This window comes from Paenibacillus sp. JNUCC32, assembly GCF_014863545.1.
GTDB lineage: Bacteria > Bacillota > Bacilli > Paenibacillales > Paenibacillaceae > Paenibacillus_AQ > Paenibacillus_AQ lautus_A.
In genome coordinates this window covers 296,233-321,756 of record NZ_CP062260.1, presented here as the reverse complement: position 1 = coordinate 321,756, position 25,524 = coordinate 296,233, and the positions used below count along the sequence as shown (strand labels likewise).

The following is a 25,524-nucleotide window of genomic DNA, read 5'->3' as shown; positions in this document are numbered from 1 at the left end:
ATTTATTACTTGCCGTTATTTGCGATACAGTTCTCCGTTTCACCATAGAGCGAAATGATTAGACATCCGCTCGGATGTCTTGATTCATGCCGAATAAGACTTCTGATTGCCTTCCTATACTAAACTCTTGAAGAAGATTCGAGCTGATCTGAATGCTGGCTCTGATAATCGATTAGCAGTCGCTGCATCTTATCCACCGTGCCATCTGGATGAGGAACATGAATGGAAACGGTCAAATTAGAATCGTTCAAGTAATGAAATGAAACCAGATCAAAATTCAAGATCCCGAGATTCGGACAATGCAGCGTCTTAGGAGCATCCATAGCATCGAGAACCTCGTGGGAATCCCAAAATGCTCGAAACTCCCTGCTAGCCTGTGAAAGCGCCTCGAACTGCTCGGACCACCAAGGATCGTCGACGTGACGAGCATACCCGGCATGAAAATTAGCAACGATTCGCCTGGCATGCAGTTCCCATTGGTCTCCCTTTAGATAGCGGAAACGGGGAGAAGTAAAGGTCATCCATACCAAATTCCGCTCCCTTTCCGACATAACCGCGAGATTCCCATTTATTGCGCAGTAGGCATCATTCCAGGCAATGATGTTCATGCGCGCATCCATGACATTCGCAGGGGAAAGGTTCTGGCTATCCAAAAAACGTTGAAGCTCCGGCGTTACCTTAGAGGGTTGCTTCGTACCGGTCAAGGGAAATTGTTTACGGGCAAGATGGTACAGATGCCTGCGTTCCGACTCATCTAACCGAAGCACCTTCGCTATTCGATCAAGGACCTCAGCGGATACATTGATATGACGCCCTTGTTCCAAATAGGTGTACCAATCCAATCCCACGTCTGCCAGCAGAGCTACCTCGCTGCGGCGAAGTCCGGGTGTTCGTCTGCGTCCGGAATCCGGCACCCCTGCTTGCTCTGGGGTTATTCGTTCACGGCGTGAACGCAAAAAACGGGACAATTCCTCATAACGGTCCAATCTGTTGGCCATGTTCTCCATACCTCCTACCTATTATGAACGTAGGATTCCTAATCCTACGATAACTAGATCTCTTCCTGGGCTCTTCGAGTCCATTTAGACTAGTTTATGTCCTCCTTAGGAGGAATAGCAAGAATGGATAGACAGTGATGATCGGCCCCACCTGCTCAACTCCATTCAGACCCTATCATTGAGGTGATGAAAATGAAAATAGCCGCCATAGTCGGAAGCATTCGCAAAGATTCATACAACCAGAAGTTAGCCCGTTATATTCAAAACCGTTATCAGCATCTTTTTCAATTGGATGTGCTGAGCATTCGGGGTCTCCCCTTTTACGATCAGGATATCGAGTCTATTCCGCCGCTGCCGGTTATCGATTTTAAGGCGCAAGTCGCTGCTGCCGACGCGGTGTTGTGGATCACTCCGGAATATAATTCGACCATTCCCGGCGTCATGGTGAACGCGATCGACTGGTTATCCCGCGTGGATCGAGTCATGATCGGGAAGCCCTCATGGATCGCCGGATCTTCCATGGGATTGTTGGGATCGGTCAAAGCGCAGGGCCATCTGCGTGACATTCTGTTCGCATCCGGTATTTCCTCGCCGCTGTTGCCTGGAAATGAAGTGTACATTGGTCTTGTTCATGAGAAGTTTAACGAGAAGGGTGAGCTGACTGATGAACCTACCATTCAGTACCTTGATCTTGTAACCGACAATTTCGTGAAATGGATGAAGGAGCTCTCCCAATTGAAGCAGCTCCAAAGTCAAAAATAAACGGAAACCTTGGAGGGAGTAAGATGTTTGAGCATATCGTGCTATTGAAATTCAAGCCCGATGTTTCTATAGAAGTAAAAGAAAGTGCAATAAAGCGCGCACATGACTTTAAAGGGAACATTCCGGGGATCGTGGAACTTAGCGCAGGGATTAACGTTACGGAGGAAATAGAGCATATGCAGGGGTTTACGCTGGGAATCAGAGTCACTTTCGAGAATCAACAGGCTTGCCGGGAGTATATTCGGCACCCCCTGCATCAAGGATTATTGCAATCCATTGGCCCGTTTGTTGAAGGAATCGTCGTTATGGATTACCCGTTTGCTTAATGTTCCCGATACTTGTCATGCTGAAGCATGGCATCTCCGGGAGCACCACAGGTATCCAGGACATCATCCGCCACCTCGAAAAGTCGCATACCGCTCGAATGTCGGGAACGCTCTTCCGATTTACCTCCAATATTTGATTTGTTGTAACCGCCACAGTTGTAACTTCGCTGATTACAACTCGTGTATAAAAAAGCCCGCATCGAGCTTTAATTATTGGGGCCTACCTTCTTTCAGCTTTATGTCAATAAAATCAACGATCTGCTGAAGCGAGGAAATTTGAATCATAATATGTTCACGTTGACTTCTTAATTGATCCACCAGTTCAGGATAATTAACGGAATCGGAGTCGACTGAGGCAGCCAAAAATGGCCGCATAGCCTCGAGCGACATTCCCGTTTTTTTGAGGCAGGTTATTTGCTTGATCCTATAAATGTCCTCTCTTCGATAAAAGCGATGCCTGTTTTCCTTCCGTTCTGCCTGAGGCAGCAGCATGATCTTTTCGTAATAGCGGATTGTATCCTCGGAAATACCGGTTTGCTCGGCGGCTTGCTTGATCGTAAAAGTTTGTTCTTCCATTATGTCTCCTCCCTAAATTGCCGTTTTGAGCATTATACATCTTGGTGCATACTCCAAGTCAAACTTATTTCCATCATTTATCCTTAATCAACTTTCTTGTTTTCGCGCCTTGACTTGGATTCGACTCCAACTTTTATTATGGGATCTGACAGGGAGAAAACTCCCGGCAAAAATCTATCTTAAGAAGGGCAGGAACATTAATTATGGAACTAAAGATTACCGCACCCTCTCCAGTCGTCTCGGTAAAGCCGATAGTGCTTTCAGCCCCGGGCCGTGGCGAGAATCTGCAAGTGAGAGTCTCCGCGCCGACGACCGGTCGTAACTTACCTATCATTGTTTTCTCACACGGTTCTGGCTCATCGTTGGAGGGTTACGGACCCTTGGTTGACTTCTGGGCTGCACACGGCTTCGTAGTCATTCAACCTACCCATCTAGACTCAAGGACATTGGGTCTCCCTCAGGCCGATCCCCGCACACCACGGATATGGCGTTTCCGAGTGGAAGACATGAAGCGCATCCTTGATCAGCTTGATTTCCTGGAATCTGCCGTTCCCGGCCTCAGCGGGCGCCTTGACCGAAGCCGCATCGCCACAGCCGGACACTCCTTCGGCGGCCAAACGGCGGGCAACCTGTTAGGATTGCGAGTCCTCAACCCCGAGACTAAGAAGGAAGAGGACCTGTCCGACTCGCGCATCAAAGCAGGCGTGCTATTCGCCACCGCTGGACAAGGCGGGGACAGCCTGACACCGTTCGCGGCCGAGAAGATGCCGCATCTGAACGTGAGCTTCGAGCACATGACCAAGCCCACCCTGGTGGTCGTCGGGGATCAGGACGACACTCCTAACAAATATCAGCTGACCGTTCGCGGGCCGGATTGGATGACCGACCCTTACTTCCTCAGCCCGGGAGCCGAGAGCCTGCTCACCCTTTTTGGTGCAGAACACTCACTTGGAGGGATCGCTGGTTACGAGGTTAAAGAAACAACAGACGAAAACCCAGAACGAGTTGCCCTGATCCAGAAGGTTACATGGGCTTACCTTCGACATGTACTCGATATTGAGCAGACCAACTGGTCGGCAGTGAAACAGACTTTGTCCGAGACGATCCATTCAATGGGTCGAATTGAATCCAAATAAAGCTCTAGAGAAAGACAGCGAGCTCCCCCGCCGGCCCAATGCCTGTGAGGGAGCTCACTCTCTTTTTCTGATCAGCAGCAAAAAATCAAAAGATTGTCGGTACCATACCCCCATCTATTCGGATCGGAGATCCTTTGAAGGCGGAGGCCCCATCTCCCGCCTCGTTTGGCCGGATCGCTTCTTGCCTTCTAAAAGGCGGCGTATTCATGTACGGTTTGTTGAGGTACGTTTAGCGATAGAAGTCAACCATATCTCCAAACAGCCGTTTAATAAATTCGATCTCGCTTTCGTTATATCTTTCCAAAAATTCGTACATTCTTTGCTTTTCCTTCGCATGAAGCTCATCATGAGCGGCAAACAGCTTTTTGCCGACAGGCGTTAGCCGAAAATACACTTCCTTTTTGTTGTCGTTGAACTGGGCTTTTCGCACCCAACCTGCCTTTAGTAGTTTATTTGCGATCTTGGAGGTATTTCCTTTACTTAAATTTATTCTCTCCGCGATGGAAGTGAGATTGATCGGCTCCTGCTCTCCGATGCACGCAATGGTGTGCAGTTCCGTCATATTCAAGCTGAATTCCGATTCAATGTGCTTCCGGATATCCTCCAGGTATGTGGCAGTTATTCGGGTTTCATATTGCTCTTTTTGCTCAAGAAACTGAACGAAAAATTCATGAATGGCGGTTTTGTTCTTACTGGCAGTATCCATGATTATGCTGGCTCCTCGACTTATTTGTTTTATTATATCATAGATTGTTCTCTGGGAAACAAACGGGCATACTTATATTGATATGAGTTGACAGTATAATGAGCAAACAATTACAATAAGATTGTTTCATATGAAACAAAAATTATATATAATTTTTATCACACTTGTTTTAACAAGCAATAAAAAAGGTTCTAACGAAACAATAATGGATGAAGGAGGTTGCTGGAAACACTCCACTTTTCAAGAGAAGATGTATAAATATGGAAATGGAGCATACCTGCCTATGGAAATCGTGAATCCGAAGACATTGACGGATAAGGTTACATCTGTCATTTCTCATGTCGTGGTAACTACTGCCTCCAAACTGGCCTTCATCTCAGGTCAGGTTTTTGTAGATGAAACAGGAGCATTGGTCGGTTCAGGGGACTATTACGCGCAAGCGATTCAAGTGTTCACCAATCTTAAGTATGCATTGGAAGCCGTGCGAGCGGATCCATTGTACATTGTAAAAATGAATATTTTTGTGGTAAACCACAACCCGGAATTGATTTCGATTATTTTTGACGCAGGATTCTATGTGTTTGGCCCTAACTGGCCGAAGACAGCAAGTACCTATATAAGCGTTCAAGCACTAGCCGATCCTGAATGGCTTATCGAAATAGACGCTATCGTGATCTTCCCATAATGTTTAAGAAAAGAGGTTATTGATATGAAATATGAAGTCATCCTGATCGGTGGCGGTCCTGTCGGCATGATGTTGGCTGGGGAATTGGCATTAGCCGGCGTAAAGGTCTGCGTCATTGAGCGATTAAAAGAGACAACTCCATATTCACGTGCGCTTACCGTACATCCGCGAACCCTTGAAATATTAGATATGCGTGGATTGAAATCACAATTAATCAGTCTAGGCCGTTTACTTTCGAGAGGACATTTTGCCGGATTAGATACCCCTTTGGATTTCTCGGTGTTGGATTCCTCTTCCAATCACACCCTCTTTTTACCGCAGAGTGAGACGGAGAAGGTGCTGGAGGAATGGGCGCTTAGCCTTGGCGCAGAGGTCTGGAGAGAGGTTGAGGCTCTATCTGTGCACCAGGATGAGGATGGGGTCGACGTTAAGATCGCGGGACCTCGTGGCGAAACAACGTTAAGATCAGCTTATGTGGTAGGCACGGATGGAGCCAGAAGTTTGGTTCGCAGACATGCAAATATATCATTTGAAGGTACAGACGCGACCTTCACGGCTATTCTGGGGGATGCCGTTCTGTCTGATTTGGCTCCTATGAGTGTCATATCCCGGATTACAGAAAAAGGATTGGTCAGCATCATGCCAATCAATGATCATATCTATCGAGTCTTGATGATCGATATGGAGAGACGTAACATCTCTAAGGATGAGACCGTTACATTGGAAGAGTTTCGTTCATCGCTCATCCGTACGACCGGAAGCGACTTGGGATTGAACGATGTGAAATGGATGTCCCGTTTCGGAAATGCTACGCGGCAAGCGGGACGCTATCGGAATGGTCGATTGTTCTTGGCCGGAGATTCGGCGCACATTCATTTTCCCGCTGGTGGACAGGGAATGAACGTCGGCTTACAAGAAGCGATGAACTTAGGTTGGAAGCTTGCAGGAGCAATCAAAGGCTGGGCTCCGGACTGGCTATTGGACAGTTATCATGCCGAACGTTTCCCATGGAATACGGCCTTGCTCCGGAATACCGAGGTCCAAACCCTGCTTCTGGACGTGACTCCTCCCATCACGGAACTGCGAAGCATGCTGTCTGATCTGATTCAAATACCGGAGGCTAATTATCAAATCGCTGCACAGATTTCCGCCATGGATGTACATTATGCACCCGACGCCGAAGCGCCTTCCCATCCTTTAAACGGGAAACGGTTCAAGGATCTCAGCTTAAAGCTGAAAGATGGACGATTGATGAACGCCTATCCGTTCCTGCACAAAGGTACTTTTCTTCTGTTGCATTTCCATTCTAATGAGCAGCATAGCGGTCAATGGGAAACGTATAGCAACCTTCAAGTTGTACATGCCTCTTTGGCTGAGGCTGACGCGGATTGGAACGACGTCCACACGGCGCTGATTCGACCGGATGGACATATTGCCTGGGCGATTCCTCTATCCGATCCGAATCCAATGCAAACCATAAATGAAGGAATCACTCGCTGGTGCGGAAACATTACGGATTAGTAATTCGTTTGAGGTGTGTAATGGCTACGGCAAGGTCTGTTTATGATTGAAAACAAGTACCGTCCATTATATCAATGGAATCAAGTTCTTATTCTCAGGCTGAGATAAAACTTGATTCCATAATTCCTCTACGTTATGGCTATCTTGGTTTTGAGGACAGCTCTAGTGGAAAGGCACCGCCAGTTCATTTTCGATGCCGTATCCCATTGCAGGAATGTCAGTATAAAGAAAGATGACGGTTCAGTCGGCTGGATATTCGAATCTTCAAGGCCAGCGCATGATACGGCTCAGCTTAACGTGGCCATCGGCGAAAAATACTAAAGGGGGTCCCTTCCGCTGTTCTATAAATGATCCTCTGCGGTTCGTACAGATGTACCTCCAATTCCGTTCCGTCAAAAAGTAGGCGGAGTAGCAACCGCTATTAGCAGCGTTTCGCCTTCCCAAATATTCTTATAACTATGGGGGATTCTGGCATCATAATAGATGCTGTCCCCTTCTTCGAGCGTGTAACGTTCATTGCCCAGCATAAACTCCAAACGCCCGGAGTGGACAAATAGAAATTCCTCGCCATCGCTATGGCCGACGCCAATGTCGCCGTAAGCCGCTCCTTCTTCCAACACTCCCCATATCGGTCCCATTCGGTTGCTGCTTCCTTGACTGAGCGCGTACCAGGTAATACGGGAACCTTCGGAATGCACCAAAGGTTTGCGCTCGTTTTTCCTAACGACAATGCTTCGTTTCTCCTCGCCGAACAAATCGGTAAAATTCACGTTTAATGCATTCGCTATGCGCTTCAGAACACTGATGGACGGATTCGCCTTATCGCGTTCAATTTCACTGAGAAAAGATAAGGATACAGAGGCCGCTTGAGCTACCTTCTTGAGCGTTAATTTCTGTTTTTTTCGAGTGCTTCGAATGGCTTCGCCGATCGAATTCATATGCAAGCCTCCTAAAGTTTCGATGCGATTTCGCTGTCGGCGAAATTTATAACTTTATAATAGGCGTAAACATGAGCAATATCAAGCCCTTTCACTAGTGCGAAATTACGGTGTAAAAACGTTGATTTGGCGCCATTATTGGACTAACATTTAATCAAGGTTGGCGAACGAATCTTACCCGGGTATCTGAGCATCGTTCATTTCAACAGAATCATTTTCATTTACAGCGAAATTCTCATGGATAATAAGAAACGAAACACATTGATGCACCTTGTTATCCGGATTAAAGAGATATGCAGAAGGACGAAAGGAGTTAATAGAATGACCGCTAATATTCCCAAGGTCTATCGAGTCGGTGATGTTACCGTGACGCGTGTCACGGAGATGATGCTTGACGGTATTCCGCCGGAAGTATATTTTCCGGGATCGTGGAACCCGCTGTTCCTGGAGGAGAATCGGAACTCTCTTCCGGCTGGCCTGATCGATGGCAATTCTCAGCTTATCGTCAGCATTGGAACGTGGGTGGTGAAAACCCCGAAGCATACGATCCTTATCGATACGGCTACAGGAAACGATAAAAACTTGCCTTTAAATCCCGATCTCGCCAATCTCCAGCTCCCCTATCTCGAGCGGCTAAAAGAGGCTGGGGTTACACCGGAGGAAGTGGACTACGTTCTGCTGACGCATCTGCATGTGGACCACGTCGGCTGGAATACAAAGCTTGTGGATGGAAAATGGGTACCGACCTTCCCCAATGCCAAATACGTATTTCCCCTCGCAGAGCAGCAATATTACTCCAGCGAGGCCAGCCACAATGAGGCAAACGAAGCAAACTTTAACGTTTACGAAGAAAGCGTATTGCCTGTTGTTGAAGCCGGCTTAACGCAGACCATTGGCCCTGAGGGCGGGGAATTCCTTGATCTATTCACATTCATTCCGACACCCGGCCACAGCATCGGCCAAATGTCTATCCGTCTTAAATCCGGCGAAGAAGAAGCTTTATTCGGCGCCGATGTGATGCATCATCCGTTTCAGGTCTATAATCCGGAATGGAATTCCATGTACTGCGAATTTTCCGATCAAGCGCGTGTTTCACGGCTCCGGGTGCTGGAGCTCATCACGGATCGCCCGGTCATTTATTTCAGTACGCATTTCCCCGGAAGTGCGGCGGGGTACGTTACTCGCAGCGGGGGCAAGTATAAGTGGAACTTTATTTAATACAGCCTGATAACAAAATCCAATACGGAAGGCGCTGAGCTTATGACAACCCATGATTTTCTTGAAAATAACCCTATCGTGACCGAAGACCTGCATATCCCGAGCGATACGCCGGGAATCGAGCTTTATGTACGAAATAAACGTCCCGCTTCCATGACTACCTTCTCTAACGAAAAAACAATCGTAATGGTTCATGGCGCTACCTATTCAATTGGCAGTCTGTACGATGTGGAGCTGGACGGCTTCACTTTTCTGGACTACCTTGCCAGCCATGGCTATGACGTTTACGCCGTGGACGTTCGCGGCTACGGCGGCTCGACAAGACCGCCCGAGATGGAGCAGCCTGCCGACCTTAATCCGCCGCTTGTCCGCACGGAGACAGGGGTCCGGGATTTTGGTACAGCCGTGGACTACGTTCTGAAACGCCGGAATTTGACGAAGGTCAACATACTGGGAATGTCTTGGGGGGGAACCGTTGCGGGAGCTTATACCAGCCAAAACAACGAGAAAGTAAACAAGCTTACGCTTGTTGCACCGCAATGGCTAAGCTCCAAACCGGTTCCGATCGATACCGGAGGCCCGCTCGGTTCGTATCGCCTTGTTGCTGCCGGCAACACGAAGGAACGCTGGCTTAGCGCGGCGCCAGAGCATAAACGCGGTGATCTGATTCCGGACGGCTGGTTTGAACAATGGGTCGAAGCCACTCTTGCTTCGGATCCGGGGAGCTTAACCGATCATCCCGAGCATATCCGGGCGACCAACGGCCCTATCCTGGATATCCGCGAATACTGGACGGCTGGCAAAGCTTTCTATGATCCTAAGGATGTCACGGTTCCCGTCCTTCTTGTCCATGCCGAGTGGGATATCGATGTCCCTCTTGAATTGGCGCAGAATTTCTTCACTTCCCTGACAGGAGCCGCCTACCGCCGCTGGGTGGAAATCGGTGAAGGGACGCACATGGTATTGCTGGAGAAAAACAGACTTCAGGCTTTTCAAGCCATTCGCGGTTTCTTGGATGAAGCATACGCGCCGGCGAAGTAAAGCTGCCGCTGCACAGTCGGACTCTAAGATTATATTGCTTGCCTAATGAGAGGCCCGGGCTGTCGCCTCGGGCCTTTTTCTTCACCCATTTATCCAAGAGACGGAGAGGAATTAAATACGATGAGCCATATCGCTATTACAACAACACAAGCACCCGCAGCTATCGGCCCATATTCGCAGGCCATCGCTTTAGGAAATGCCGTCTATACGTCGGGCATGCTTCCGATTGATGCCGAAGGAAATCTGAAAGAAGGCATCGTTGACCAAACCCATCAAATAGTAAAGAACCTGCAAGCCGTCTTAGCTGAAGCTGGATTATCTTTAGCAGACGTTGTAAAAACATCCGTTTTCATGACGGATTCAGAGCATTTTCAGCAGATGAATGAAGTGTACAGCCAATATTTCAGCGATCATCACCCTGCCAGAACAACCGTAGAAGTGTCTAAACTTCCAAAAGGCGCCAAGATTGAAATAGAGCTTATCGCAGTCAAACGCAATTAAATCCGCTCCATTATCCTTTATTTCTGTGAAAGAAGGCGCATCTGCTTGCGAACTTATTTGCTTCTCTTGTTTTGCGCAGCCCTTTACGGGAGCAACTTCGTCTTAGGCTCGCTGCTGCTGGAAGCATTCCCCGCCTTGCATCTGTCGGCATACCGGCTTCTGGTTTCATCGGCGTTCCTGCTTATTTATTTGATTGCAACTCGTGGCTTGGCGAAGATTACGTTCCGCGACTTCGTTTATTTGGTCCCCTTCGTTCTAATCGGGATGCTGCTTCACCAAGTTTCTTTCTTTACAGGTCTCCGGACAACGGACGCAACCACAGCTTCGCTCATCTTATCGTTAGCTCCAATTTTTACGGCGCTATTTGCCCGCTTATTTTTGAAAGAGCCGTTAACGAAACGCATGGTTGCAGGCTCGATTGTCGCCCTCACCGGTGTCTTCTTCGTGGTTGGAACTGGCGGAAGGATGAGCACAGCCATTACCGAAGGCGTCTGGATCATGTTTATCTGTATGTTGGCATTGTCGGGATCTATGATCCTCATGAAAAAGCTGACGGAACGTATGGATGCGTTTGTCGCAACGGTGTATACCACCGTACTCGGCTGCATCTCGGTATACCCGGTGGCGGTCTGGAGCGACCCTAACGTACAATTACAGCCTCACTTTTGGTGGTGGGTTCTCTTGGTCGGTTCGGCGCTGCTTATTCAGGGCTTATGCGCCGTAATCTGGAATGCGCAGATTCGCAAGGTAGGGGCGGCTAAAGCCTCCCTGTTTCTGAATTTACAACCGTTTGTCGCCATGATTTTAGGTTATATCACGCTCGGCACCCCGATTTCCTTAACGCAAGTGGCAGGATCTGTTCTCATTATTTCCGGCGTAGTTCTAGCCACTATGCAGGGACAGAGAACAAGGAAAACAGAAGGCGATACACTGAAAATATCCTCTGCCAAGAGGTAAAAAGCCTGCGCTGTAATCGAGGCCCACAAGAAAAAGATGGAGGACTTACGATTAGCCAAAGGGAGCGCTTTATATCACGGCTCCCTTTGGCTTTAGATTTAGGGCCATCCTTTTGCGGGATGGCCCTTTCTTTGATTCGCTTGATCACGCCTTTTAGGTTCTTACTTAGATTCGATGCGACCTAATGGATTGGCACCCTCCTCCAGATCTTTCCGGGCTGCCAACCAGCTTGAATCGTCGAGATTGAGCGCATCGCGAAGCTCCCTCCTTCTCTGATATCATTTGTTCAACTTAAATAGAAGCCTTGTTTTCAAACTTCCGCATTGCCGGTTACGCTTCGTTTCGTTCCGCTATTGCAGATCGGCGACGCATGGATAAAGAAATAATAGCCGGGATGAGTGCCATTGCGACGCCAACGCCGCCAAACCAACCAACTGCTGCAAGAGAGATGCTTTCTACAACGATACCCCCAATTACAGCCCCTACGGCCATTCCCAACTGCACGATAGAATTGTTCAAACTTAGGACGATCCCCGAAGCCTGAGGAGCCATGCCGATTAAATAAACCTGTTGAACCGGCCCCATCGACCAAGCAAAAAAGGACCATAACATAAGCAAAGGCAACACGAACATGGACGAGTGGGAGAACGCAGTCAGTAACAATAATATTCCGGAGTGAAAGAGCAGGCCCCCAATCATCGTACGGGGGATACCCCATTTATCTGCACCGTAGCCGCCAACTTGGGAGCCTATGAGACTGGCCAGCCCAAACGCAAACAACCCGACGTTTATCATCCCTTCGCTCATCCCCGTAATGTCCAGAAGAAACGGCGTTATATAGGTGTACAGCATCGTATAGCCCAATATCCAGAAAAAACTGATGGAAAGCGAGACAGCGATTCGGGGGTTTTTTAATAAGGCGAGCTGTTCCCGAATAGGAACGGGAGCCTCTCCTTCCGATTTCGGAATCGTCAGCAAAAGGACCACCATCGCGACCAAGCTTAGGGCCCCGACTCCCGTAAAGATGATTTTCCAGTCATGTGAGCCCGCAATGATCCTCCCAAGCGGGACCCCTAGAATAAGTGCGAGGTTAAAGCCCACTAGAACCGTGGCGATCGCGCTGCCCTGTTTTCCAGGACGAGATATTTTGGCGGCAACCGTCAGGGCGACGACCATAAATACCCCCGTGCTGATCGCCAAAATAATTCTTGCTCCAAGCAGCATGCCGTAGCCTGTAGTTGTGACAGTGATCAAGTTCCCTACGAAAAACAATCCCAAAGCCGACAGCATAAGCTTTCTCCGATCCATTTTTGCCGTGAGTGCAATAAGAATCGGGGTACCAATGGCATAAGCAAGCGAGTAGACCGTAATCAACTGCCCGGCCGCTACTACCGACACTCCAATATCGCTTGCAAGCATATCCAAAATGCCAGTAATCACAAACTCCGAAGTTCCGACTAAAAAGCTGACAATAGCCAGAATATAAATTTTCCATGAATTTCTCATCTGTTTTCCCCTTTTCATTTCATCAGTTCTAAATCTATAGAAGTCATAGTTAAAAATAATGCTCAATTCGCCGACTTCATTTCTCGGCTCAATCAAGCCTCCTCGTTCCAAGTGTTCGGCCTCTACTTAAAGCATTGTGGCCGGATGTCTGACGTGCCAGCTCCTTACGGACAATCGGCGCTACTTTGGTGCCGAGAAGCTCAATCGTCCGCAGCAAGTCGCGATGCGGCAATGAACTGAAATCGTTATACATCATGAATCGAGTCAAGCCTAGGTTCTTATGCAGCAGCACGATCTTCTCTGCGACATATTCGGGATCTCCAACATAAAGAGCGCCTTGAAGGCTGCGGGCTGCATCGTACGAGTCTTGTGTATAAGGAGGCCAGCCTCGTTCCCGTCCAAGCTGGTTCATTTGGGCGGCCATGACAGGGTAATACCGCTTAGCTGCCTCTTGTGTCGTATCCGAAATAAAGCCATGCGAATGCGTAGCAATTTGCAGCTTATTCGGATCGTGACCGGCTTTCACGGCGGCTTCTTTATAAAGCTCCACCAAGGGTGCGAATCTCTCCGGCGCACCGCCCAGGATAGAGAAGACAACCGGAAGTCCCAGCAAACCAGCGCGAACAGCCGATTCCGGGCTCCCCCCCGTACCGATCCAGACAGGTAAAGGTTCCTGCTGTGCACGCGGGTAGACGCCCATGTTGTCAATCGCGGGGCGATGACCGCCGCGCCAGGTCACCTTTTCGGATTCACGAATCTTCAGCAGCAGTTCCAGTTTCTCTTCATACAATTCCTCGTAATGTTTCAGGTCATAGCCGAATAGCGGGAACGATTCGATGAACGAACCCCGTCCGGCCATGATTTCTGCTCGCCCGTTCGATAGCCCGTCCAGCGTTGCAAAGTCCTGGTACACCCGCACCGGATCATCCGAAGATAGCACCGTCACTGCGCTCGAGAGCCGGATCCGCTTCGTTGTAGCGGCAGCTGCTGCCAGAATGACGGCTGGCGACGAGCTAGTGTATTCGATGCGATGATGCTCGCCGATGGCATAAACATCAAGGCCGACCTGATCTGCCAATTGGATTTCTTCGATCGCTTGGCGCAGCCTCTCGGCATGCGAGACACCGCCATTTCCGGGATTAGCATGGAGGAAGGTGCTCATTCCAATCTCCATCGTATTCGTTTGACCGCTCATAGTTATTCTCTCCTTCTTAATATGGAATAGGGATGATTAGCAAAGAGTCCCACCATTTCTACTGTTCTAAATATATAGAAATGACTTCGAAAAAAATTACGCCAACAAAAAGGGCGCAAATTTTCCCGCTACTTCTCGATTGACGTTATAGTGAATAAACGATCCATTCTTGCGAGAATCAATCAAGCCAGAGTCCGTCAATTGCTTTAAATGATGCGATAGCGTCGAGCCTGCAACCGATTCAAGCCTTTCACCGACCGCGGTGAAGCATAAATTGCTCTCTTTCGCGAGCAGTAAAGCGATCTTCAGCCGGGTTGGTTCCCCCAAAGCTTTATACACTTTAACCGCTTGCCCCATAGCTTCTTGATTTTCTCCCACTGTACCCACCTCCCCGTATATCTTCTGCAGTTCTATAACTATCGAAATCAAGTTTAGCACCATGTCATTCAAATGTAAAGGGCATATCTGAATCCTGCTCCTTCTACTTCGCTAATTATAATCCTCGACGGCGATGCCGGCAGCCCTTAAATGCCCGTAGGCAACGATTCTGCTAAACTGAGATGAAACTTCATCTGCAGGAAGGGGTTTATCGTTTTTAATCCACCAAATTACAATCCCCATGAAAGACGATCCGAGGTATTCGATCAGCAATTCCTTGGATATCGCTAATGGGGAGTTTCCCTGAGCAGGTTTCCACCCCTCAATTAATTTATCTTTGATGATATTTTCCATTTTCGCTTGAAACTGATAGATTCTATTCTCATCTATTAACATGGAATGATAAAAGGTCAAATTTAGAGAAATATGCTCCAGTACAGTTTGCATGACTGTCTCGAGTAGAGAAATACTGAAAGGATTCATGCTGATGGGACAAAGAACAACCGCATCCTTTAATTCGCTCAACAATTCATTCATACATGTATCTAATAAATCAGGCTTGTTTTGGTAGTGGAGATAAAATGTGTTCCGATTGATCATAGCCCGATCGGCAATATCCTGGATCGTTATCGATTCATATCCCTTTTCCTGAATAAGCTCATAAAACGCCTTTCGAATCGATTGTTTCGTGCGCAGTATTCTTAGGTCGGTTTTCTTGTTCATTGTTTTCGTCCTCCTAAATTTATTTAGGTCGTTAAGCGACAAAGTTTTATGAGCTGTCTGTTATCCATCATAACTAAAAATATTGAATATTGAGCGTTATATTAGCCTCTATTATAATGAGCAACAGATAAATAAACAACGCATTGTTCATTATTTATCTAATGACCAAAAAAATTCCCAAGGAGGATATTCCAATGACATCCAACCATCAAAATGAGCTTGTTCGTAAGGCAGTCGCCGTACTGGAAAGTTTTGAGAGCGGCAACCCCGAAGCGATTACGGCTTACGTTCATCCAGATCAATATATTCAGCATAACCAGGCCTTACTCGATGGTCGTGAATCCATGCTTGGCGCACTTGATCATTTAAAGGAAATGGGTACTAAGGTAAGCATTAAGCGTACTTTAGTCGACGGAAATTATGTGGCTCTTCATTCTGTATATCATTTTCACGGCCCTAAAATCGTATTTGATCTCTTCCGTTTTGAGAATGGACTAATCGTCGAGCATTGGGACAATTTGCAAGAGATGGTGGAGAAGACACCAAGCAATCATACGATGATTGACGGACCGGTTACGATTAAGGATATCGACAAGACGGATGCCAACAAAGCATTTGTCAAAAGCTATGTTGAGAACATCTTGCTCGGGAAGAACCCTGACCTGCTGGCCTCTTACTTTGATGGAGATCACTACATTCAGCATAGTCCGCATATTGCAGACGGCCTTTCCGGTCTTCACGCTGCTTTGCAGGCTCTGAAGGAGAGAAATATTGAGTTTCAATATACTCATGTCCACCAAGTAATCGGACAAGGCGATTTTGTCCTTACAATGAGTGAAGGTCTGTTTGATGGTCAACATACCGCTTTCTACGATCTGTTCCGCGTAGAGGATGGAAAGATCGCTGAGCATTGGGACGTAATCGAGGCCATACTGCCGGCAGAAAAACGAAAAAATTCGAACAGTAGATTTTGAAATTTGTGTGGCTAAATCGCAAGGCATCGCCGAAATGTAAGTGCGGTGATGTCTTGCGCTTCCGAATGTACTTGAGCAATCAATTTTGTAATCAAAAAGATACAGAAGCGTTGCTGCAGCAACGCTCTTTTTGTTCATTGCCATGAAGTGATCGTGTGATGCAGCCATATTATATGGTTGCCCTTCACAAATGAAAATTGCCGTTGATAACCAACCATATGTTCATTATAAAGAGACAAGGAGTAGTGGATCGTGAAAATGCTGACACAAAAAATGATGTGGCTGGGCATGTTGCTCGTCCTGATCGTGTTGACCGTATTCGGGTTAGCGATGATGGGATCGGTGCTTGGATCGAAGCCAAAGGAGGTCCCGGCGGCCCTCGTTATCCTTGACCAGCCGATGGAGCTGCCGACTGGAGAAACGTTTGCGGTAGGGGAAATGATCCGGGAAAAGTTGCTGTCGAGCCCGGCAATGCCGTTTGTCTGGCATGTCGTGGATTCCGAGGAAAAGGCTCGGGATGGACTGGATAAACGCGAATATTACGGAGCGATGGTGATTCCTGCGAATCTGAGCAGCGGTTTACTCTCGTTAGCGACTCACTCGCCGATTCACCCTAATGTGAGAATCATCTCCAACGAGGGTATGAACACCCAAGCCTCGATGGTCGTAAGACAGGCAATGGGGCAAGCGATGAACATGATCAATGGGGAACTGTTGCAGCAGCTGCTTGGGCAGATCGGACAGCAAACGGGACAAATTCCCATTGAGACGGCTAAAGCTTTAATGACACCGGTGAACGTTCAGGAGGAAGTCGTACATCCACCGGGAGTGAATAATGCGGCGGGAAATGCGCCGGGTTTGTTTACCCAGATTATATGGATCGGCAGCATGGTGACCGGCGTCGTCTTGCTCCTGGCTAGCCAGAAGGCGGTCGCCGCGGGTTCAAGGAGATGGACAGTCAGCGCCCTGCAAGCTATCGGGGGGCTTGGGATCGTCGGCATAGCCTCATGCTTCACCATATGGATGGCTTCGTCGTGGTACGGCATGGAACTGGCGAACGCGGGGGAGACGTGGTTGTTCTTATGGTTGGCTGGATCGGCGTTCTTCTTGTTGCAATCTTCCTTGCTGAATTGGATCGGATTCCGTGCAATACCGCTGCTCGTACTGCTGATGTTCTTCTCGGTGCCGCTCCTGAACATGGCTCCGGAGTTCTTGTCGCAGACGACGCGAGATTGGATCTATTCGTGGACGCCACTGCGCTTCGCGGCAGGAGGGCTACGGGAAGTCATGTACTTCGGCGGACTGGACGCAGCTCACTCAAACGCCTTGATTTTGTGGGGCGTCGCCGGTGGATTTTTGGTCTTGCTGCTCTCTTCCGGATTTAAGGCAAATCGAGCGACAGATGCCGGCCCTACTTCTGTTACAGGCGATACAATAAAGTAAGAACAATCAACGATGCGTTGTACTTCCTTTTTTACGCTCATGTAATAATTTAATTTTCTGGGAAGTATTAAAAAGTTATAAAAACAAAAAAACCCTTGATTTCTCAAGGGTTTCTCTTCGTATGGAGCCTAGGGGGATCGAACCCCTGACCTCATCGCTGCCAGCGATGCGCTCTCCCAGCTGAGCTAAGGCCCCGTAAGCGACTTCTATATCATATAAAAAATCAGCAGGCATGTCAACACTTTTTCAGAACTTTTTTGATAATGCGCAGTGCCTTTTTTCCTTCTCTATATAATGTCACTTATCGATGTTGAGAATTTGGCGCCATGAGAGCGCCGGAAGAGCACCAGGGTCGTTTAAGAACCGTGGCGCTCTTACAGCTCCTGCACGTCCGTATCCTTGGACAGCAGGCTTTTCAGTTCCTTCATGAACATATTGATATCCTTGAACTGCCGGTATACGGACGCAAACCGAACGTAAGCTACCTCGTCGACCGGATATAACCGCTCCATCAGAAGCTCCCCTATCTGGCGGCTCTCCACTTCCGCCGCCGCGGTATTGCGCAGCGCCTTCTCGACATCCGATACGATCATATCAAGCTGGTCCACGGATACCGGACGCTTCTCGCATGCCCTTATCAAACCGCGGAGCACCTTCTCCCGGCTGAACTCTTCGCGGCTTCCGTCCTTTTTCACGACGATCAGCGGCGTTTCCTCCACCATTTCAAAGGTTGTGAATCTCTTGCTGCACTGCTCGCATTCCCTGCGGCGGCGGATGGATTTATTCTCGTTGGCAGGCCTGGAATCCAGCACTTTCGTTCCGGCATAACTGCAATATGGACACTTCATAAGTTGTCTTCACTTCCTTTGTATTCAGCGTGATTCGCCCTTAATGGGCATCAGAAAAATTTACCAGCGAAACTTTTGTCTTTTATGTTATGAAAATGCGAGACCCGAGACATAATACTTTTACCAACCCAAGGAGGTGAACTTAACATGGCACAAAGCAACAACAACTCTAACAACCTGGTTGTTCCTCGCGCAAACGCTGCTCTTGAGCAACTGAAGTACGAGGTAGCTCAAGAACTTGGTATCTCCATTCCACAAGACGGATACCAAGGTAACATGACTTCCTATGAGAACGGTTCGATCGGGGGATACATCACAAAGCGTCTTGTAACCCTGGCCGAGCAACAATTGGCTGGTCAATACTCCGGTCAATAATTGATTCTTCCTTAAAAAAGGAGTGTTGGCGGCTCGATGTAAGAGCCTGTCCAGCGCTCTTTTTTTCTTTAGAAGCCGCCCTTATACACATCCGTATATTGATTATAATAATAAATCACGCGCTGTACATAATGCCGGGTTTCCCCGATGGGTATACTCTTCACGTTCTCATAGGTTCCGTCCCACATGCCCTTGTTGATCCAATTCTTGACGTTCCCCGGGCCCGCGTTATAAGCGGCGATGGCGGCAATCGGATTGCCGTCCATTTCCTTGTGCAGATTCTGAATGTACCAGGTGCCCAGCTGGATGTTCGCATCCACTTCATTCTTTACGCTCAGCAGGTTCACCGACGGGAGCTTGGCCATTTCCATCGCCCAGTTCGCCGTATCCGGCATCAGCTGCATAATGCCCAGCGCCCCCTTCTTGGATTCCTTGCCCGGCTTGAAATTCGTTTCCACCCGGATGATCGAGGCCACCAGAAACGGATCGACCTCATAATAAGCGGCATGTTTGCGGATCTCATCCTTATAATGAATCGGATACAGCAGGGTCATCCAATTGGAACTTAGGAACAGCAGCGCTACAAAAGAAACGAACAGCAGGAGCAGCACCCTTTTTTTACGAAGCCACTTCATAACTGAACCAACCTGTTCCACAGGTTGTCCACCTGCTGCTGCGTTTCGGCCAACGTGCCGCTGTTATCGATCAGGATATCCGCTCGAAGCTTCTTCTCCTCAATGTCCATCTGGCTGCTAAGACGCGCCTCTGCCGCTTCCCGGGTAAGAGCGTCCCGCTCCATCAAACGCGCAAGCTGCAGCTCGCGCGGGACATAGACAACAGCGATCTGCTTCAGATAAGGATAGGCTTCCCTTGCCTCCAGCAGCAATGGAATATCCGCTACCACGAGCCGGTCGGGATGCTGCCGTTCATACGCCTCCGTCCGTTCCCGTAATTCCTGCCGGATTGCCGGATGCGTAATCTCATTCAATGCCGCTCTCTGCTCCGGATGATGGAAAATCATCTCCCCGAGCTTCTTTCGATTCAACGTACCGTCTTCAAACAGGATCGCTTGTCCAAAATGTTCGGTCACTTTACCCAGCACCGGATGACCCGGGAGCATCACTTCCCGGGCGATGATATCCGCATCGACGAGAAGCGCTCCCTTCATGGCCAACATGGAGGACACGGTGCTTTTGCCTGTTGCAATTCCTCCGGTTAAACCGATATTCATGACTTCACCTCATAACAGCTTCATTATACCCATGACAACTAATAAAAAAGCAGGCAAATACGAGATAAAACGCATGCCTCCCTTGGCCGCAAAACGGAGGCCGACCCGCATGCCCAGCACCAGAAATATCCCGCTGAACAAGGAAACCACGGCTGCGGTGCCTAGCGGCGAGAAACCCAGCATCGCTGCGCCGAGCCCGGCTCCGAACGCATCGAGCGACAGCGCAATCCCCAGCCACATCGCCTCCCATGGTGAGATGCTGCCGGAGTCGTCCATATCCGCTTTCGTCGGGCTGCGGAGAATTTGAATGACGACGCCGATCTTCGGTATTTCAAGGGAGAATACCGCTCGCTGAAGCTGCTCTTGGCCTGCCGTGGTAACTTCACGACGCGGTGTCCCTTGATGAATGGCTCCCGGCGTTTCCGTAAGCGATGCGGAAGAATCCACGGCGGATGCCGGCTGCACTTCAGGCTCGCTGCTTCTCCGAACCTGCTGATATAAAGACCATAGGCCCAGCAGTATCAAAATGGCAGCTCCGATCACGGATGCCGCAGACGGGGATAAGAACCGCTGCAGCAGCGCGCCTGCCTGCATGGAGACGCCAAGCACCAAACCGGAACACAGCGAGATGATCAATACAGACAGCAGCGGTATCCTTGTTTTGCGCAGACCGTATGTAACCCCTGCCCCAAATCCGTCCAGGCTTAACGCCATGGCCAGCAGGGCAGACGAGAAAATATGACTGAGCACCCTTTTCCCTCCTCCAAAGCTCCACATCAAGCTGCTCATTCATGAAGAAGAGCTGCCGATGCGCTCCACATATGTTCCACATTATATGTGGGGGAGCAGGAATGGGTGCACGCCTATTCAATTACTTCTTGACCGGCTGACACTTCGGGCAGTAATGGGTCCCCCGTCCGCCGACCACGATCTTATGAATCGGGCCGCCGCACGCATGGCATGGCTTGTCCTTCCGACCGTAAATCTGATGGCTGTTCTGGAACATCCCCATCTCGCCCTGCCCGTTGACATAGGACTTGATGGAAGATCCGCCCGCGTCGACGGCTTCGGACAACGTATCCACGATAGCATGATACAATCGCTTAAGCTCGGCATCCTTCAGGCTGTTCGCGTTCCGCTCCGGATGAATCTTGGCCCGGAACAAGGCCTCATCAACATATATATTGCCGATGCCGACCACATATGCCTGATTCAGCAGCACCGCCTTGATCTTCGTTTTCTTGGTGCCGATGACTGTCTTGAAGGTTCCGAACGTAAACGTGTCATCCAGCGGCTCATAACCAAGCTTGGCAAGGGGAGCATGCTGGAACTCATCCCCCGGCGCAAATAGATGCATCGTTCCGAATTGGCGCACGTCCTTGTACCGCAGCTCCGTCCCGTCCGAGAAATGGAAGATGACATGGGTATGCTTCTCCACCGGCTCCTCGGCTCGGTACACCCCGTAACGCCCCTCCATCCGAAGATGCGAAACGAGCACCAGCCCGTCCAGCAAGATCCGCAAAAACTTACCGCGTCGCTCCACGCCTTCCACGGTATGGCCCTTTAACATAAAAGCAAATGCCTCGATATCGTCAGGACGCTGGATAATCCGCGGCAGGTTCACGGATACATGATCTATATGCTTACCTTTAATCAATTGGTTCAGTGTTCGTTTCACGGTTTCTACTTCCGGCAATTCCGGCATAATGACTTCACCTCATCCCCCATTATACCGGAAGTTGGGACAGAGCGGGACCATGGTTTTGTGGAAAGGTATGGTGCATAACCGCCTCCCTCTTCACCCCATGATCCCCCTTAATGAACCCTATCCGCCAGCACGCCGTGCAGCTTTTACTTTGCCTCGTACCAGTTCTCGCCATAGCTGACTTCCGATTTCAGCGGCACGGACAGCTTCAGCGCCTGACTCATCACGTCCGGCACCAATTCCTTCATGACCTCCAGCTCATCCTCCGGTACCTCGAACACCAATTCATCGTGCACCTGGAGCAGCATGCGGCTCTTCAATTGGCGCTCATGGAGCGCCTGGTCCATATGGACCATGGCCAGCTTGATGATGTCCGCGGCCGTTCCCTGAATCGGCGTATTCATCGCCGTCCGCTCTGCAAAAGAGCGCAGGTTGAAGTTGCTGGCGTTAATCTCCGGCAGATACCGTCTGCGTTCGAGCAAGGTCTTCACATACCCGTCTTGCTTCGCCTGCTTGACGATCACGTCCATATAGCGCCGCACGCCCTGGAACACCTCGAAATACTGGTCGATAAACGCTGCCGCTTCCTTCCGCGTAATGTTCAGGTTCTGGGACAGGCCATAGTCGCTGATCCCATACACGATGCCGAAGTTAACCGCCTTGGCGGACCGGCGCATATTGGAGTCCACCTCATCCATGCCGACTCCAAACACGTCCATCGCCGTCTTGGTGTGGATGTCCATGTCGTGGACGAAGGCTTCCTTCAGCCGTTCGTCGTCCGAGATATGCGCAAGCACGCGAAGCTCGATTTGGGAGTAGTCCGCTGCCAGAATGCTCCAGCCCGGTTCCGACGGAACGAAAACCTTGCGCAGCTTGCGCCCTTCCTCCAGACGGATCGGAATGTTCTGCAAATTCGGGTATTGGCTGCTCAGACGGCCGGTAGCGGCAATGGTCTGACGATAGTAGGTATGCACTTTGCCGGTTACGGATGAAATCTCCTTCAGCAGTCCTTCCACGTAAGTGGATTGCAGCTTGGCCAATGTACGGTACTGCAAAATCAAGCGGACGATATCGTGATAAGGCGCCAGCTTTTCGAGCACCTCGGCATCGGTGGAATAACCGGTTTTGGTCTTCTTGATGACCGGCAGCTCCAGCTTCACAAACAGGATTTCGCCGAGCTGTTTAGGCGAATTGAGATTGAATTCCGTTCCGGCGATCTCGTAAATCTCCTGAACGAGCTTCGCGATCTGCCCTTCGAACTCGCGTCCCAGCTCCTTCAAATCCTCCGCATTCACGGCGATTCCCTGCTTCTCCATATCGGCCAGAATGCGGGAAAGCGGCATCTCCAGATCATGGAACAGCGGGAGCATTTCATTCGCAGCCAGCTCCTTCTCCTGAATGGGAACCAGTTCGGATACGGCCAGGCATTTTCTGGCCATGTGCTCGCTGAGCTTCTCCACATCGGGAACCTTGTACTTGGCCCCTTTACCGAACACGTCCTCATCGGCTTGAAGATAGGCCAGACCGTACTTGGAGGCCAGACCGCTAAGGGTTTGATTCGATTCCGTAGGATCCAGCAGGTAAGCTGCCAGGTGAACGTCGAATGCCGCGCCGGCAAAAGCGATGCCCTGCCAATGCAGCGCCAGGTCAATACGGTGCAGGTCATACCCGCGTTTTTGGATCTCGCTATCGGCAAGCCAAGCACGGACAGGCTCCGCCTCTTCCGACTTCAGCACGTCAAACGGAATGAAGTACTGCCGCTCCTCCGTCGCGAGTGCCAGCCCGATCACGTCCGCATGATGGGGGTTGTCCCCATGCGTTTCCACATGGAGCACGGTCACTTGTGCCAGATGATCCGCAACCTCGGCAATGCCCTTCTCGTCCACAAGGGTCACGTCGATCTTCGCTTCAGGCTTCGACTCCGCCGCATCACCAGCGGCACCGCTTGTGCTCAGGTTCAACCGTTCGATAAGCGATTTAAACTCGAGCTTCGCCAGTGCGGGACCAGCCGTCTCTTCATTCAGGCCCGTAAATGCCATTTCATCCAGCGACTGTTCCAGCGGCACTTCGCGGAAGATCGTAGCCAGCTTCTTGCTGAGTATGGCGGAATCCGCATGCTCCTCGATCTTCTCTTTCATCTTGCCCTTCAGCTCATCGGTCCGGGACACCACCGCTTCAACGGATCCGAATTCATGAAGCAGCTTCAGCGCGGTCTTCTCCCCTACTCCCGGAACGCCGGGAATGTTATCGGAAGCATCGCCCATCAATCCCTTAAGGTCGATAATCTGATCAGGCGTCAGGTTATACCGCTCCTTAATCTGTTCCGGTCCGTAATACTCGATTTCGGTGACGCCTTTGCGGACCATCGCGATCGTGGTATGCTCCGAAGCCAACTGCAGCATGTCCTTGTCCCCGGAGACGACCATCACCTTGCGGCCGGCTTCGTCAGCCTGGCGGGTAATCGTACCGATAATGTCGTCGGCCTCATAACCGCCGATTTCGAATTGGGAGACGCCCAGGCCTTTCAGCAGCTCCTTCAGCAGCGGGAATTGTCCTGAGAGCTCCGGCGGGGTCTTCTGTCGCCCGCCCTTGTACTCCTGAAAATCCGCATGGCGGAACGTTTCCTTGCCGGCATCGAATGCCACCATCATATGCGTCGGTTTATGCTCCTCGATCAAGCGAAGCAGCATCGTCGTAAAGCCGTAAACCGCATTCGTCTGTTGTCCGCTGGCATTGGTCAGCGGCGGCATTGCAAAGAATGCCCGGTAAATGATATTATTTCCATCAATCAGAATCAGCTTGTCCATAGAACACCTCGCACCAATATTACTTCCTTTCCACATGATAACATAGGTTAACGCCAAATCCGAACAATCCGTTCGATTAACGGTGAATTCCTGTTTTCCCGCACAATAACCCCACAAAGTGGAGCGTGTGCTTCGATGCTTATTCCAAATACTTTGCGGGGGCCCCAAAACATATAAATGCGATGAAAGAATGGCCTCGCTTCGCTGGAGATTTCTAAATGCTCGCAAAAAAAAAACGCCGGCTTTCGCCAGCGTTTGACTAACATTTTTCTATTGATTGAGGTCGGGACGATGACCCGTTACGAGGTACACCGTGCTCTCGCCGATGTTGGTTGCATGGTCGGCGATCCGTTCGATGTAGCGTCCCACCATGATCAGCAGCATCGCTTGATTGGCCGAATCCGGATCGGATGTCAGATGCGAATACAGGTCCTGCAGAATGACGCTGTACAAGTGATCGACCTGATCATCATCCTGTGCCATTTTATAAGCCAGATCCGTATTTTCCGTCAGATAGGATTCGATGGATTCCGAAACCATCGCACGCACCATATCCGACATCCGCGGAAGATCCACCAAAGGCTTGATCAGTTTCTGGCCTTGCAGACGGATCGTAACTTTAGCGACATCCCGCGCCAAGTCTCCCATACGCTCCAAATCGCTTGCAATCCGGAAAGCAACCAATATTCGGCGCAAATCCTTTGCCACAGGCTGCTGGGTCACGATCAGGCGGGAGCCGATGTCCATGATTTGCTCTTCCATGTTGTTTAACTGCACATCGTTCTTGATAACCGCCTGCGCTTTCTCCGCATCCAAGGTCTGGAGGGACTCCACGCTGTTTGCCAGCGCCTCCTCCATATGCTTGCCCATATCCTGCAGCAAACTTCTCAGCTCATCAAGCTGCTGATCAAACTCAATTCTCCGGATCATGTATGATGCTCCTCCTATCTACTTTTAAGAAAGATCATTGTCGT

The 25,524-nt window shown here is 49.7% G+C and carries 26 protein-coding genes, 1 tRNA gene and 2 pseudogenes; 12 read left to right on the top strand and 17 right to left on the bottom strand.

Annotated elements, in window-relative coordinates; translation table 11 throughout:
* Positions 1-119: 119 nt before the first annotated feature.
* Positions 120-998: a helix-turn-helix transcriptional regulator gene (locus JNUCC32_RS01535; protein ID WP_192570863.1), complete on the bottom strand. Its 879-nt coding sequence runs from the start codon at positions 996-998 to the stop codon at positions 120-122.
* 192 nt (positions 999-1,190) lie between these two features.
* On the opposite strand from JNUCC32_RS01535, the gene JNUCC32_RS01530 reads away from it, so the two are divergent.
* Positions 1,191-1,760 carry an NADPH-dependent FMN reductase gene (locus JNUCC32_RS01530; RefSeq protein ID WP_192572570.1) on the top strand — a complete coding sequence of 190 codons (570 nt, stop codon included), beginning with the start codon at positions 1,191-1,193 and terminating at the stop codon, positions 1,758-1,760.
* Positions 1,761-1,783: 23 nt separating this feature from the next.
* Complete coding sequence (locus JNUCC32_RS01525; protein ID WP_192570862.1) at positions 1,784-2,086, top strand: Dabb family protein; 303 nt, start codon at positions 1,784-1,786, stop codon at positions 2,084-2,086.
* A gap of 219 nt (positions 2,087-2,305) precedes the next feature.
* Here the strand turns inward: JNUCC32_RS01525 and JNUCC32_RS01520 are convergent.
* Positions 2,306-2,665 (bottom strand): annotated as a pseudogene (locus tag JNUCC32_RS01520) (MerR family transcriptional regulator); the annotation flags it as partial.
* Positions 2,666-2,865: 200 nt separating this feature from the next.
* On the opposite strand from JNUCC32_RS01520, the gene JNUCC32_RS01515 reads away from it, so the two are divergent.
* Positions 2,866-3,798 carry an alpha/beta hydrolase family protein gene (locus JNUCC32_RS01515; protein ID WP_192570860.1) on the top strand — a complete coding sequence of 311 codons (933 nt, stop codon included), beginning with the start codon at positions 2,866-2,868 and terminating at the stop codon, positions 3,796-3,798.
* Between the two features lie 85 nt (positions 3,799-3,883).
* Here the strand turns inward: JNUCC32_RS01515 and JNUCC32_RS31825 are convergent.
* Together JNUCC32_RS31825 and JNUCC32_RS01510 are read right to left on the bottom strand one after the other, a co-directional pair.
* Positions 3,884-4,006, bottom strand: a pseudogene (locus JNUCC32_RS31825) (SDR family NAD(P)-dependent oxidoreductase); the annotation flags it as partial.
* 21 nt (positions 4,007-4,027) lie between these two features.
* Positions 4,028-4,504 carry a MarR family transcriptional regulator gene (locus tag JNUCC32_RS01510; protein WP_192570859.1) on the bottom strand — a complete coding sequence of 159 codons (477 nt, stop codon included), beginning with the start codon at positions 4,502-4,504 and terminating at the stop codon, positions 4,028-4,030.
* A 130-nt stretch (positions 4,505-4,634) separates the two neighbouring features.
* Here JNUCC32_RS01510 and JNUCC32_RS01505 point away from each other — a divergent pair, with 130 nt between their 5' ends.
* Together JNUCC32_RS01505 and JNUCC32_RS01500 are read left to right on the top strand one after the other, a co-directional pair.
* Positions 4,635-5,189 carry a RidA family protein gene (locus JNUCC32_RS01505; RefSeq protein ID WP_228468859.1) on the top strand — a complete coding sequence of 185 codons (555 nt, stop codon included), beginning with the start codon at positions 4,635-4,637 and terminating at the stop codon, positions 5,187-5,189.
* A 24-nt stretch (positions 5,190-5,213) separates the two neighbouring features.
* A complete protein-coding gene (locus tag JNUCC32_RS01500; protein ID WP_192570858.1) occupies positions 5,214-6,710 on the top strand; it encodes a monooxygenase in 1,497 nt (498 codons plus the stop codon).
* A gap of 392 nt (positions 6,711-7,102) precedes the next feature.
* On the opposite strand, the gene JNUCC32_RS01495 is transcribed toward JNUCC32_RS01500, so the two are convergent.
* Entirely contained in the window at positions 7,103-7,648 is a 546-nt protein-coding gene (locus tag JNUCC32_RS01495; protein WP_096776293.1) for a helix-turn-helix domain-containing protein, read from the bottom strand.
* A gap of 321 nt (positions 7,649-7,969) precedes the next feature.
* Here JNUCC32_RS01495 and JNUCC32_RS01490 point away from each other — a divergent pair, with 321 nt between their 5' ends.
* The 4 genes from JNUCC32_RS01490 (at position 7,970) to JNUCC32_RS01475 (ending at position 11,365) form a co-directional block, all read left to right on the top strand.
* Complete coding sequence (locus JNUCC32_RS01490) at positions 7,970-8,866, top strand: MBL fold metallo-hydrolase (RefSeq protein ID WP_096776294.1); 897 nt, start codon at positions 7,970-7,972, stop codon at positions 8,864-8,866.
* Positions 8,867-8,908: 42 nt separating this feature from the next.
* Positions 8,909-9,907, top strand: coding sequence for an alpha/beta hydrolase (locus JNUCC32_RS01485; protein WP_192570857.1), 999 nt, complete (start codon positions 8,909-8,911; stop codon positions 9,905-9,907).
* A 120-nt stretch (positions 9,908-10,027) separates the two neighbouring features.
* Complete coding sequence (locus JNUCC32_RS01480; protein WP_192570856.1) at positions 10,028-10,408, top strand: RidA family protein; 381 nt, start codon at positions 10,028-10,030, stop codon at positions 10,406-10,408.
* Positions 10,409-10,453: 45 nt separating this feature from the next.
* On the top strand, positions 10,454-11,365 hold the full coding sequence (locus tag JNUCC32_RS01475) for a DMT family transporter (protein WP_192570855.1): 912 nt from the start codon (positions 10,454-10,456) through the stop codon (positions 11,363-11,365).
* Positions 11,366-11,695: 330 nt separating this feature from the next.
* Here JNUCC32_RS01475 and JNUCC32_RS01470 read toward each other — a convergent pair whose 3' ends face one another.
* The 4 genes from JNUCC32_RS01470 to JNUCC32_RS01455 all read right to left on the bottom strand — a co-directional run bounded on the left by JNUCC32_RS01470 (position 11,696) and on the right by JNUCC32_RS01455 (position 15,167).
* Positions 11,696-12,871, bottom strand: a complete 1,176-nt coding sequence (locus JNUCC32_RS01470) for an MFS transporter (protein WP_192572568.1) — start codon at positions 12,869-12,871, stop codon at positions 11,696-11,698.
* 88 nt (positions 12,872-12,959) lie between these two features.
* Positions 12,960-14,066: an LLM class flavin-dependent oxidoreductase gene (locus tag JNUCC32_RS01465; RefSeq protein ID WP_192570854.1), complete on the bottom strand. Its 1,107-nt coding sequence runs from the start codon at positions 14,064-14,066 to the stop codon at positions 12,960-12,962.
* 96 nt (positions 14,067-14,162) lie between these two features.
* Positions 14,163-14,444, bottom strand: coding sequence for an ArsR/SmtB family transcription factor (locus JNUCC32_RS01460; RefSeq protein ID WP_192570853.1), 282 nt, complete (start codon positions 14,442-14,444; stop codon positions 14,163-14,165).
* A gap of 111 nt (positions 14,445-14,555) precedes the next feature.
* The gene (locus JNUCC32_RS01455) at positions 14,556-15,167 is read right to left on the bottom strand and encodes a TetR/AcrR family transcriptional regulator (RefSeq protein ID WP_192570852.1); all 612 of its coding nucleotides are present in this window, start codon (positions 15,165-15,167) and stop codon (positions 14,556-14,558) included.
* A gap of 194 nt (positions 15,168-15,361) precedes the next feature.
* On the opposite strand from JNUCC32_RS01455, the gene JNUCC32_RS01450 reads away from it, so the two are divergent.
* Together JNUCC32_RS01450 and JNUCC32_RS01445 are read left to right on the top strand one after the other, a co-directional pair.
* Positions 15,362-16,141 carry a nuclear transport factor 2 family protein gene (locus JNUCC32_RS01450; protein ID WP_096776301.1) on the top strand — a complete coding sequence of 260 codons (780 nt, stop codon included), beginning with the start codon at positions 15,362-15,364 and terminating at the stop codon, positions 16,139-16,141.
* 252 nt (positions 16,142-16,393) lie between these two features.
* Positions 16,394-17,584, top strand: a complete 1,191-nt coding sequence (locus JNUCC32_RS01445) for a YhgE/Pip domain-containing protein (protein WP_192570851.1) — start codon at positions 16,394-16,396, stop codon at positions 17,582-17,584.
* A gap of 122 nt (positions 17,585-17,706) precedes the next feature.
* Here JNUCC32_RS01445 and JNUCC32_RS01440 read toward each other — a convergent pair.
* Together JNUCC32_RS01440 and nrdR are read right to left on the bottom strand one after the other, a co-directional pair.
* Positions 17,707-17,779: transfer RNA gene (locus tag JNUCC32_RS01440), tRNA-Ala, on the bottom strand.
* Positions 17,780-17,958: 179 nt separating this feature from the next.
* On the bottom strand, positions 17,959-18,432 hold the full coding sequence (nrdR, locus tag JNUCC32_RS01435) for a transcriptional regulator NrdR (RefSeq protein WP_006212015.1): 474 nt from the start codon (positions 18,430-18,432) through the stop codon (positions 17,959-17,961).
* 147 nt (positions 18,433-18,579) lie between these two features.
* Between nrdR and JNUCC32_RS01430 the strand changes: the two genes are divergently transcribed.
* Positions 18,580-18,807 (top strand): alpha/beta-type small acid-soluble spore protein, encoded by a 228-nt coding sequence (locus JNUCC32_RS01430; RefSeq protein ID WP_006212016.1) that lies wholly within the window; start codon positions 18,580-18,582, stop codon positions 18,805-18,807.
* 68 nt (positions 18,808-18,875) lie between these two features.
* On the opposite strand, the gene JNUCC32_RS01425 is transcribed toward JNUCC32_RS01430, so the two are convergent.
* From JNUCC32_RS01425 to phoU, 6 genes are all read right to left on the bottom strand, one after another.
* Complete coding sequence (locus tag JNUCC32_RS01425) at positions 18,876-19,442, bottom strand: lytic transglycosylase domain-containing protein (RefSeq protein ID WP_015736970.1); 567 nt, start codon at positions 19,440-19,442, stop codon at positions 18,876-18,878.
* Positions 19,439-20,038, bottom strand: coding sequence for a dephospho-CoA kinase (gene coaE, locus JNUCC32_RS01420; protein ID WP_192570850.1), 600 nt, complete (start codon positions 20,036-20,038; stop codon positions 19,439-19,441). Before coaE ends, JNUCC32_RS01425 begins: the two co-directional genes overlap by 4 nt.
* Before the next feature lie 9 nt (positions 20,039-20,047).
* Positions 20,048-20,788 (bottom strand): MntP/YtaF family protein, encoded by a 741-nt coding sequence (locus JNUCC32_RS01415; RefSeq protein ID WP_192570849.1) that lies wholly within the window; start codon positions 20,786-20,788, stop codon positions 20,048-20,050.
* A gap of 121 nt (positions 20,789-20,909) precedes the next feature.
* Positions 20,910-21,743 carry a DNA-formamidopyrimidine glycosylase gene (gene mutM / locus JNUCC32_RS01410; RefSeq protein WP_192570848.1) on the bottom strand — a complete coding sequence of 278 codons (834 nt, stop codon included), beginning with the start codon at positions 21,741-21,743 and terminating at the stop codon, positions 20,910-20,912.
* Positions 21,744-21,889: 146 nt separating this feature from the next.
* Positions 21,890-24,550, bottom strand: a complete 2,661-nt coding sequence (gene polA / locus JNUCC32_RS01405) for a DNA polymerase I (RefSeq protein ID WP_192570847.1) — start codon at positions 24,548-24,550, stop codon at positions 21,890-21,892.
* 270 nt (positions 24,551-24,820) lie between these two features.
* Positions 24,821-25,480: a phosphate signaling complex protein PhoU gene (gene phoU / locus JNUCC32_RS01400; RefSeq protein WP_015736975.1), complete on the bottom strand. Its 660-nt coding sequence runs from the start codon at positions 25,478-25,480 to the stop codon at positions 24,821-24,823.
* Positions 25,481-25,524 lie beyond the last annotated feature (44 nt).